The following is a 4,143-nucleotide window of genomic DNA, read 5'->3' as shown; positions in this document are numbered from 1 at the left end:
GATCGGGCGTGCCCGCGACGCGATCCACTCCGTCATCTTCGGCCAGGAGGACGTGGTCGACCTGACGCTCATCACCATCCTGGCCTGCGGCCACGGTCTGCTCGTCGGCGTGCCGGGCCTGGCCAAGACCAAGCTGGTCGAGACGCTCGGCACCGTGCTCGGCCTCGACGCCCGCCGCGTCCAGTTCACGCCCGACCTTATGCCGTCCGACATCTTGGGCTCGGAAATCCTGGACGAGACGGCGGATCGCCGGCGCTCCTTCCGCTTTGTGCGCGGACCTGTGTTCGCCCAGCTCCTCATGGCCGACGAGATCAACCGCGCCAGCCCGCGTACCCAGTCGGCGCTGCTCCAGGCCATGCAGGAGCATCACGTCTCCGTCGGCGGCGAGCGCCACGACCTGCCGAAACCCTTTCATGTGCTCGCGACCCAGAACCCCATCGAGCAGGAGGGCACCTACCCGCTGCCCGAGGCCCAGCTCGACCGCTTCATGTTCCTCGTGGACGTGGGCTACCCCACGGCCGAGGAGGAGGTGGAGATCGTCAAGTCCACCACCGGCGGCTCGCAGCCCTCGCTGGAGAAGATCCTCTCACCCGAGAAGATCCTCGCGCTGCAGACGCTGGTGCGGCGGGTGCCGGTGCCGGACCACGTGGTGCGCTACGCGGTGGAGCTGGTGCGCCACACGCGGCCCAAGGAGCCGGGGGTGCCGGACTTCATCGCGAAGAACGTCTCGTGGGGCGCGGGCCCGCGCGCGAGCCAGTACCTCGTGCTGGCGGCCAAGGCGCGCGCCATCCTCAACGGGCGCTTCGTGGCCTCGGTGGAGGACGTGAAGGCGGTGGCCCGCCCGGTGCTGCGCCACCGCGTGCTGCCCAACTTCACCGCCGAGAGCGAGGGCACCACCTCGGTGAAGCTGGTGGACCAGCTCGTCGCGCTGGTGAAGGGATAGCGGCCGCGCATGCTGCTGGACTCCCAGACACTGGCCCGGTTGCAGGGCGTGAAGCTGCGCGCCCGCGCGGTGATGGAGGGGGTGCTGTCCGGCCTCCACAAGAGCCCGCACCAGGGCCAGAGCGTCGAGTTCGCCGAGCACAAGGAGTACGCGCCCGGCGATGAGCTGCGCCACCTGGACTGGAAGGCCTACGGCAAGTTCGACAAGTACTACGTCAAACGCTACGAGCACGAGACGAACCTGCGCGCCGTCATGGTGGTGGATGCCTCCGCCTCCATGGGCTACCGCAGCGGGGCGCTCTCCAAGCTGGACGTGGCCACCACCCTGGCCGGCGCCCTGTGCTACCTCCTCGTGCGCCAGCAGGACGCGGCCGGCCTCGCCCTGATGACGAACGGGCGCTTCCAGGACGTGCCTCCGCGCGCCTCGGCCGGCCACCTCAACGTGCTGCTGGAGGCGCTCGAGAACGCCCAGCCCACCGGTGGCACCCACCTCATCTCCGCGGCGGACCACCTCGCCGAGGTGCTCCCGCGCCGCTCCTCCGTCGTCGTGCTCTCGGACTTCCTCGACGAGAACCAGGACGCGCTGAAGCGGATTCTCGCGCTGCGCCAGCGCAAGAACGACGTGGCGGTGTTCCACCTGGTGGACCCGGCGGAGCTCACCTTCCCCTTCGATGACCCCACGCTCTTCCTCGACATGGAGGGCCAGGGCCGCATCGAGGTGAACCCGCGTGAAATCAAGGAGAGCTACCTGGAGGAGTTCGGAGCCTTCCTGGCCAACGTGAAGTCTGCCTGCGCGGAGGCGGACGTGGACTACGAGCTGGTGCGCACCGACGAGCGACTCGACGAGGTGCTGCTGCGCTTCCTCGGGAAGCGGGGGAGGCGCCGGTGACGTTCGCGCACCCGTGGATGCTGCTGGGCGCGCTGGCGGCGCTGATTCCGCTGCTCGTCCACCTCTTCGACAGACGGCGGCCCCGGCCCCACCCCTTCGGCCCGCTGGCCTTCGTGCTGCGCAGCCAGAAGCGCACCGCGAGCCGGCTCAAGCTCAAACGGCTGCTGCTGTACGCACTGCGCACGCTCATCCTCCTGGCGCTGCCGGTGGCGCTGGCTCGGCCGGAGCTGCGGCGGGACACCGACGCGGCGGCGGTGGTGAAGGGCCCGGCGGCCACGGCCATCGTGCTGGACGCCTCGCTGTCCATGCGCTGGTCGGACGGGACGTCCCTCTTCGAGCGCGGCCGGGACGAGGCGCGCGACGCGCTGGCGGACCTGCGCCCCGAGGAGCCCGCGACGGTGCTGGTGTGCACGGGCTCGCCCCTGCCCCCCGCGGCGCCGGGCTTCGACCGCTCGAAGCTGCGGCAGGCGATTGACGAGGCCCAGCCCACGTACGCGGGAGCGGACCTGTCGCGCTGCCTGGAGCTGGCGGCACGCTCGCTGGAAGAGAGCCCCATGGCGGGCAAGCGCCTGGTGGTGGTGTCGGACCTGACGGCCGGCTCGGTGCGCCTGGAGGCGCCGCCGCCGACGGTGAAGGGCCCCACGGGTGAGGTGGTGCGTCCCGAGGTGGTGCTGCGCGACGCGGCCAACGGCAAGGATGCGCTGCCCAACCACGCCCTGGTGGACCTGAAGGTGGAGCCGGCGCTGCAGGCGGGCCCGCGCGCCTTCCAGTTCACCTTCACGGTGAAGAACTTCGGCGAGGCGCCGCTCAAGGACCTGGAGGCCCTGGTGCGCGTGGGTGAAGCCACGCTGGGCAAGGGCTTCGTGGACGTGCCGGCCCATGGCACGGCGCAGAAGTCGCTGACGGTGCGCTTCCAGCAGGGCGGTACGGTGTCGGGCCACGTCTCGCTGACGCCGGACGGGCTGGCCGCGGACGACCAGCGGGCCTTCGTGCTGGCGGTGCCGAGGCTGCTCAGGGCGCTGGTGGTGAACGGCTCGCCGCACGCCACGCGCTACCGGGACGAGGCCTTCTTCATGGAGGCGGCCCTGTCGGCGCCGGGCTCGCCGGTGCAGGTGGCGGTGCGCGACGCGGAGGCCGGGTGGCGCGAGGACCTCGCCAATTATGACCTGGTGTACCTGCTGAACGTGACGGCACCGGAGGAGGCGGAGGCGGCGAAGCTGCGGGCCTTCGTGGAGAACGGTGGCGGCCTCTTCGTCAGCGTGGGCGACCACGTGGACCCGGATGCGTACAACACGCGGCTGGGCGCGCTGCTGCCGAGGCACCTGCGACTGGTGCGCACCAGCGCCGAGCGCGAGGAGCCGGACGCCGAGGACAAGGCGGCGAAGCTGGCGGAGGTGAAGGTGGAGCACCCGCTCTTCGCGCCCTTCACGGGCCGGGCCGAGGAGGGCCTCGTGGGGGCGCGCTTCTACCGGTACATGCTGCTGGAGGCGGACGGGAGCGGCGCGGCGCAGGGCGCGAGCCAGGTGCTGGCCACGTACTCGGATGGCGCTCCGGCGGTGGCGGTGGCGCGACGGGGCAAGGGCCGGGTGGCGCTCTTCACCAGCACGGTGGACCGGGACTGGAGCGACTTCCCCATCCGCACGAGCTTCCTGCCACTGATGCAGCGCTTCGCGGCGTACCTCGCGGGCTCGCTGGAGGAGCGCGAGGAGCAGAAGGTACGCGTGGGCGAGACGCTCGCGCTGCGGCCCGAGAGCGGGCAGGCGGTGGCGGCGGTGAAGGCGCCGGATGGCACCACGGACGTACCGCACAAGGCCCAGCCGGACGGCACGGTGCTGGTGGGGCCGGTGGAGCAGCCGGGCTCGTTCTCGGTGCTGGGTGGGGACGGCAAGCCGGTGCCCGCGCTGGCCTTCGCGGCGACGCTGGACCCGGCCGAGAGCGACCTGAGCCGGCTGCCGCAGGACGCGCTCGCGGCGCACTTCGGTGAGGAGACGGTGAAGGCGTCGAGCTCGGACGCGGAGCGCCCGCCCGTGCCCCTGTGGACGTGGCTCATCGTGGCCGCGGCCATGGCCTTCTTCTTCGAGGGCACGCTGCTGCGCAAGTAGCAGCATCCTCCCGGGCCTGGGAGGACACTACACTCCCAGGCCACCGTGACCCGACCACTCCTGCTCTCGTTCCCTCTCGCAATCCTGCTGCTGTCCGCGTGCGCCACGACATCCCCGCCAGTGGGCGCGTGGGAGGACACGGAGCGAGACGGCACCACCGCGTGTGAAGCTCCGAGTGCCGACCAGTGTGTCGTGCTCGCATGCGACGAG

At 71.5% G+C, this 4,143-nt stretch carries 3 protein-coding genes; all 3 read left to right on the top strand.

Going from position 1 to position 4,143, the window contains the following annotated elements:
* The coding region (locus VF697_RS05900) for a MoxR family ATPase (RefSeq protein ID WP_331092507.1) at nt 1–943 on the top strand (943 nt) is incomplete at its 5' end.
* Nucleotides 944–952: 9 nt separating this feature from the next.
* Nucleotides 953–1,831 carry a DUF58 domain-containing protein gene (locus tag VF697_RS05895; protein ID WP_331092506.1) on the top strand — a complete coding sequence of 293 codons (879 nt, stop codon included), beginning with the start codon at nt 953–955 and terminating at the stop codon, nt 1,829–1,831.
* The gene (locus VF697_RS05890; protein ID WP_331092505.1) at nt 1,828–3,933 is read left to right on the top strand and encodes a BatA domain-containing protein; all 2,106 of its coding nucleotides are present in this window, start codon (nt 1,828–1,830) and stop codon (nt 3,931–3,933) included. Before VF697_RS05895 ends, VF697_RS05890 begins: the two co-directional genes overlap by 4 nt.
* Nucleotides 3,934–4,143: the final 210 nt, after the last annotated feature.

The organism is Archangium sp. (genome assembly GCF_036388035.1).
Taxonomy (GTDB): Bacteria; Myxococcota; Myxococcia; order Myxococcales; family Myxococcaceae; genus Archangium.
This window is presented reverse-complemented; position numbering and strand designations above follow the sequence as displayed.

What these genes read in the sequence shown, in the direction of transcription:
- VF697_RS05895 (WP_331092506.1), top strand. Translation starts at nt 953, where the DNA reads ATGCTGCTGGACTCCCAGACACTGGCCCGGTTGCAGGGCGTGAAGCTG.